Genomic DNA, 3446 nt, shown 5'->3' on the forward strand with positions numbered 1-3446 from the left:
CGCAACCGACTTATCCACTCTTCCCCTCCACGCCGCTCTTCCGATCGCGCGTACCGTGTTGTGCGCCGCCGTGCCCGCCGCCCTCACCGCCCGCCGTGACGTGCTCCGCGGCCACCGACTGGCGTGCCCGCGACACGAACGCGCCCGACTTGTCGTCGCGTCCCACTTCGAGCAGGCCGCGCGCCTGCGCCTCGTCGAGCAGGTTGCCGAACGCGCGGAACCCGTAATACGACTCGTTGAAATCCGGCTTGCGACGCTTGATCGCGCTCTTGAGCACCGACGCCCAGATCTTGCCGACGTCGTCCCGCTCCGACGCGAGCGCGTCGAACGTCTCGACCGCCAGCGCGATCGCTTCGGCCTTGCGCGCGTCCATGTCGTGCTTGCGCGACGACGGCTCGTCCGGCCGCTTCGCGCCGCCGTTGCCCGCGCGCTGCTGCTGTTCGCGCTTGGCGAGCGTGCGCTGCTGCTCGCGCACCAGGTCGTCGTAGAAGATGAATTCGTCGCAGTTCGCGACCAGCAGGTCCGACGTCGATTTCTTCACGCCGACGCCGATCACCTTCTTCGCGTTCTCGCGCAGCTTCGACACCAGCGGCGAAAAATCCGAGTCGCCGCTGATGATCACGAACGTATCGACGTGCGACTTCGTGTAGCAGAGGTCGAGCGCGTCGACGACGAGCCGGATGTCGGCCGAGTTCTTGCCCGACTGGCGCACGTGCGGAATCTCGATCAGCTCGAAGCTGGCCTCGTGCATCGACGCCTTGAAGCCCTTGTAGCGATCCCAGTCGCAGTAGGCCTTCTTCACGACGATGCTGCCCTTCAGCAGCAGGCGCTCCAGCACGGGCTTGATGTCGAACTTCTCGTACTTCGCGTCGCGCACGCCGAGCGCGACGTTCTCGAAGTCGCAGAACACGGCCATGCTGACGTTGTCCAGGGGTAATGCCATGTGTACTCCAACCAGTGGGCCGATGCGTTGTATGACGTAACGGCGAAAAATGCATCGCGCACATGATAGCCGGTCGGCGCGTCATTCCCGCATCCGTGTGAATGAATGGCGGCCGGAATATCGGTATCGGTCGCGCCGTTGCAGATCGCGTGCCCGCGCCGGGCGGCCCCGGCGGGCGCCCGGTGCCGGTACGCCCGATGCCGGTATGCCCGCAGCCGGTATGCCCGATGCCGGTACGCCCCTTAATACACACCCGCCGCGGCGGCAAATCGACATTACACTTGAGTTATCGGTCGTCCGTCCCTATCTGGAAGGATGACGCATCGAGCAAGGAGCGGTTTCATGACGACGAAGGTACTGCTGATTGGCGCGACCGGCCGAACGGGCCAGGCCTGCGCGGATCTGCTGCTCAAGCAGCCGGAGTTCGAGGTCACGGCGCTCGTGCGCCGCCACGGCTATGCGCTGGCGGGCGCACGGGTGGTCGAGGCCGATCTGACGAACGATTTCTCGCACGCATTCCAGGGCATCTCGCACGTGATCTACGCAGCCGGTTCGGCCGAATCGGAAGGCGCGGCCGAAGAGGAGCAGGTCGACCGCGACGCGGTCGCCCGCGCAGCCGAATACGCGCTCGCTTACAACGCGCAGAAGCTCGTGGTGATCAGCTCGCTGTCCGCGTACCGGCCCGAACTCGGCCCGGACGCGCTGCGCCACTACTCGCAGATGAAGCGCGAAGGCGACGATCGCGTGATCGCGTCGGGCGTCGACTACGCGATCCTGCGTCCCGGCCCGCTCACGGACGATCCGGGCGTCGGCAAGATCGCGCTGACCGACGCGTGGTTCGAAGCCGCCCCGCCCGTGTCGCGCCAGGACGTGGCCTGGGCCGCGATCGAGGCGATCAAGCTCGGCATCTCGCGCAAGATCGTCGGCTTCGTCGGCGGCAGCGTGCCGATCGAGCAGGCGTTGCGCGCATAGCGGCCTCGCACGCGGCGCCGCGCGGCGGCGCATGGTTCCGTCCCGGCGGCCCGCACGGCGGGCCGCTTTGACGCGCAGCGCGCCCGCTTACTGCTTCGGATGCGCGTCCGCCCACGCCTTCACGGCGGCGAGCGTGTTCTCGACGTGCTTGTCGGGCGACATGCTCGTGTATTCGTAGAGAATCTTCCCTTCCGGCGAAATCACGTAGGACACGCGGTTCGCCTTGTCGATCGCCGGCAGCTTCGCGTCGTATTCCCGGATGATCTTCGCGTCCGGATCGGCCGCGACCGGGAACTTGCTCCGGCACTCGCTCACCGAGAACTTCGTCAGCGTGTCGATCTTGTCAGCCGATACGCCGATCACGGTCGCGCCGTAAGCCTTGTAACGGTCGACCGCGTCCGCGAACGCGTGCGCCTCGATCGTGCAGCCCTTCGTGAACGCGGCCGGGTAGAAATACAGCACCACCGGCCCCTGCTTCAGCGCGTCCGCGAGCGAGTACGTGTAAGTCTTGCCGCCCAGCGACGCCTGCGTCGTGAAATCGGGCGCCGCGGCACCCGGCTTCAATTCCGCCTGCGCCATCAGCGCATGGCCGGCCACCAGCGCCGCCACGGCGGCGCCCAGCAACAGTTTTCGCTTCATCTGCGTCCTCATTTCTTATAAAGTCAGCCTCGATGTAGGCCCCGCCGAAGTTCGTCTGTCGAACATCTGCGTGACCGATCCGATCCAGCGGCCATGCCATCCGCGGCCGGTCCGTTAAAGATTCCGCACAGTCTGCCGTTATTCCTTCCGGACAACCGGTTCCAGCCCTTCACGTCAGCGAGAAACATGGAAGCCAACAGGAAACAGACGTCACGCAAGGGCTCCTGGCGCAGCGCCTTGCATACGCTGCGCCGCTTCGCCTGGTCGGGCGGCGCGCTGATGCCCGCGCGCGCCGGCGCGCCGCGACGCGACGACTCCGTGCGCAACTGGCTGGAACAGACGGTCGGCACGGTGGATTTCCTCGCCCATGTCGACCGCGAGCTGCGCTTTCTGTACGTGTCCGACGCGAGCCTGCGCTTCATCGGCTACCACCGCGACTACCTGCACACGCTGACGCTGCGCGACCTGATCGCCGAACAGGATACCGCGGCGCTCGAAGGCCTGCTTGCACGCGCTGCGCGTTCCGGCCAGGTCGAGAAGGCGACGATGTGCATCGTCAAGTCGCTCACCTACCCGCTGGACGTCGAGATCCGCGCGTTCAAGAGCCGCCACCACGGGGTCGACGGGTTCGCGATCGCGGCGTTCGACGTGTCGTCGTGGCGCGCGCTCGAGGCGCGTCTCACCTACGAAATGCACCACGACCCGATGACGGGGCTCGACAACCTGTCCGCGCTCGTGCCCGCGCTGATGCGCGCGCAGCAGGCCGCCGACGGGGAAGGCAGCTGCGCGGCGCTGCTGCTGCTCGACCTCGACGACTACCAGCGGATCAACCGCGCGCTCGGCTACGACGCGGGCGACACGCTGCTGCGCGAAACCGCGCAGCGGCTGAAGG

The 3446-nt window shown here is 66.8% G+C and carries 2 protein-coding genes and 2 pseudogenes; 2 read left to right on the plus strand and 2 right to left on the minus strand.

The annotated features are described in order from the left end of the window. Nucleotides 1-76 precede the first annotated feature (76 nt). A pseudogene (locus G3N99_RS37005) lies at nt 77-943 on the minus strand (NYN domain-containing protein); the annotation flags it as partial. A 342-nt stretch (nt 944-1285) separates the two neighbouring features. On the opposite strand from G3N99_RS37005, the gene G3N99_RS37010 reads away from it, so the two are divergent. Beyond that, nucleotides 1286-1915, plus strand: coding sequence for an NAD(P)H-binding protein (locus G3N99_RS37010; protein ID WP_174935079.1), 630 nt, complete (start codon nt 1286-1288; stop codon nt 1913-1915). A gap of 87 nt (nt 1916-2002) precedes the next feature. On the opposite strand, the gene G3N99_RS37015 is transcribed toward G3N99_RS37010, so the two are convergent. Beyond that, complete coding sequence (locus G3N99_RS37015; RefSeq protein ID WP_011351468.1) at nt 2003-2554, minus strand: peroxiredoxin; 552 nt, start codon at nt 2552-2554, stop codon at nt 2003-2005. Between the two features lie 279 nt (nt 2555-2833). On the opposite strand from G3N99_RS37015, the pseudogene cdpA reads away from it, so the two are divergent. Then, nucleotides 2834-3446 (plus strand): annotated as a pseudogene (gene cdpA / locus G3N99_RS37020) (cyclic di-GMP phosphodiesterase CdpA); the annotation flags it as partial.

This window comes from Burkholderia sp. Ac-20392, assembly GCF_017104585.1.
Classification (GTDB): domain Bacteria; phylum Pseudomonadota; class Gammaproteobacteria; order Burkholderiales; family Burkholderiaceae; genus Burkholderia; species Burkholderia lata.

Coding starts and splice junctions, on each gene's coding strand:
- G3N99_RS37015 (WP_011351468.1), bottom strand. CDS start 2,554: ATGAAGCGAAAACTGTTGCTGGGCGCCGCCGTGGCGGCGCTGGTGGCC.
- G3N99_RS37010 (WP_174935079.1), top strand. CDS start 1,286: ATGACGACGAAGGTACTGCTGATTGGCGCGACCGGCCGAACGGGCCAG.